This window comes from Microcoleus sp. OTE_8_concoct_300, assembly GCF_031383065.1.
Classification (GTDB): Bacteria; Cyanobacteriota; Cyanobacteriia; order Cyanobacteriales; family Microcoleaceae; genus Microcoleus.
Genome location: NZ_JANMZH010000023.1, coordinates 1 through 1946, shown reverse-complemented (window position 1 = coordinate 1946; position 1946 = coordinate 1). Strand labels below are relative to the sequence as shown.

The 1946-nt window shown below is 45.8% G+C and carries 3 protein-coding genes; 1 reads left to right on the top strand and 2 read right to left on the bottom strand.

Features of this window, described 5'->3' with window-relative positions:
- Window positions 1-1106: DUF6745 domain-containing protein (locus ACUVJL_RS01490; protein ID WP_445244230.1), on the bottom strand; the 1106-nt coding region annotated here is incomplete at its 3' end.
- A complete protein-coding gene (locus tag ACUVJL_RS01485) occupies window positions 1072-1365 on the bottom strand; it encodes a hypothetical protein (RefSeq protein ID WP_445244229.1) in 294 nt (97 codons plus the stop codon). The genes ACUVJL_RS01485 and ACUVJL_RS01490, both read right to left, overlap by 35 nt.
- Before the next feature lie 225 nt (window positions 1366-1590).
- Between ACUVJL_RS01485 and ACUVJL_RS01480 the strand changes: the two genes are divergently transcribed.
- Window positions 1591-1710, top strand: a complete 120-nt coding sequence (locus tag ACUVJL_RS01480; RefSeq protein WP_445244228.1) for a DUF6888 family protein — start codon at window positions 1591-1593, stop codon at window positions 1708-1710.
- The last annotated feature ends 236 nt before the right edge of the window (window positions 1711-1946 follow it).

Here is a 1946-nt window from a genome sequence, read left to right as displayed (position 1 = left end):
GTTATTTTTGCAAGAGGTCTAATGTGTCCCGTGCTCGGACAAGTCATTTTTAACAAATAAACTGGCTTTGGATTACCCGCGTTATTAAAATCATCGTCAAACTTGATGCTTAATAGAGTGTATTCCTGCCAACTATCTAATTCTGTCACCGCTAATTCTTGACAAAGGCGATCGTAAGTAATTCCCTCAATTAACGCACGCCGAACTTCCGCATTCTGTTCCTTCAACACCCACTTAGACTGCCACTGGTCCGGGTGCAGCCTGCCGTACCATTCGGGCAAGATAACGCCGTGATAGGCGTAAATCGAAACACCGTCAGCAAACCGTACCGCCGGTTTTCCTTCGGCGTGCAAGCGGTGGTTGCTGTCAACGGAAAGTGCGATCCTCTTCGAGGGCTTCGCTAACGGCTTTTCACAGACAATGCAAACTTTGTCATAGGGATAAATCAAGCCGCAATCCCGGACAATGGATTGAAAAACTATCCAATTTCTGCCGTAGGAATGAGGTAAATTTAGAACGGAAAGGCAAAAATCCAAGAAACTGCCATAAGCAGCCCACAATACTGGTTGAATGCAATTACTGAATAGTTCTCTTCCTAATCTTTGCCAGTAAAAGTCTCGACTCGGCTCATTGAACACCTCTTCCGGTGGCAATTGGCTTGCTATGAAGCCAGCTAAATAATTGCGGTGCAGCTCCCACATTTGCGCTTGCAGTTGAGTATAAAGTCGAGCTGAAAGTTGAGTTTGCAGTTGGCTTTGCAGTTCGGTTTCTAGTTGGCTCCCCAAATAACCCCGCAGTTGTTTTTCTAGCTGGCTGCGAAGTTTTGTCTCGAATTGGCTCCGCAGTTCGCTGCTGGGATTGTCAACTCGACTGAGGATGAGATCGGCAGCTTCGTAGGGGCGATCGACAAAAATGATTTCCGGTGCTTTTAGGCCGATCGCACTGTAAGCCGATTTAACTGTTTCCTCCGCTTGCGAGCGATTTATCGGGCCAGTGGAAAGCGAGATCGCTCTCCACTTTTGGCGATAAACTGGAATCAAAGCTGCTTGTTCTGGCGTCAGTTTTTTAACCTTAGTCTGCGACATACCGCCAGCCTTGGGGCTCATATTCGCGCTGAATTCGCACCATCCAATTACCTTCGGGAATTGCGATCGCATGGTGTTCTTCGTGACTCAATAAAGCTGTCGGTGAAAGCACCCGCAAGTACAGAGTGCCGTCTTTTTCGTAAAGTTCAGCTTGTCCCTCAATAATCTGGTGAGAATGTCCCGTGACTTCACCTTCGGCGAGAGTTAGGTGAGATTTTTTTTCTCCTCGGATTTTCGGTACGGGGGTGAGAATTACGTCGCCTTGTCGGATGGGTTGCATAGGTTTTTTCTCAATTTTGTTTGCTGGTGTCGGTCGATCGAGCTTTTCTAACGTAACTCTATACTACATATGTAATACAGGGTTGTCAAGAGCCACAAACCAAATTCCATAACTCTTTGCTGCACTCACAGGCGTTATCTTGGAGTCTGAAAGTCGCCTGGGTGAGGGCGGGTTTATAGATATTGTCGATGTGAATGAAAGATTGTTCGTAAAACCCGCCCCTACTTGACATATTTGGCATTGCAACCTATTCACCTCATCTGTGTTGACGAGAGAACCCACAATTTGTTTGTATTGGCTGGCTCTGACGAAGAGATTGAGGTAAAAATTGCTCCCAATGAGTAGTTTTGTTTTTTTTATCCAAGTAGATTATACTGCAATGTCTGAGCGATAATTGAACCGTTATTTTCTTAAAAATCGCGGCGATCAAGCTGCACTGCCAGCCTAATTAGACAGGCGGAAAAAGCGCTCGAATTCAATCATAACGAAACAGGGAGCTTCTGATTTTGATACTAATAGCAATTAAGGAATGAGAATTAAATAACTTCCACAAGTTTGTGGGATGGGCGTCCCGCCCGTCC

Bases quoted from the DNA above. Each gene is read 5' to 3' on its own strand.
- ACUVJL_RS01485 (WP_445244229.1), bottom strand. From the start codon at position 1,365: ATGCAACCCATCCGACAAGGCGACGTAATTCTCACCCCCGTACCGAAA.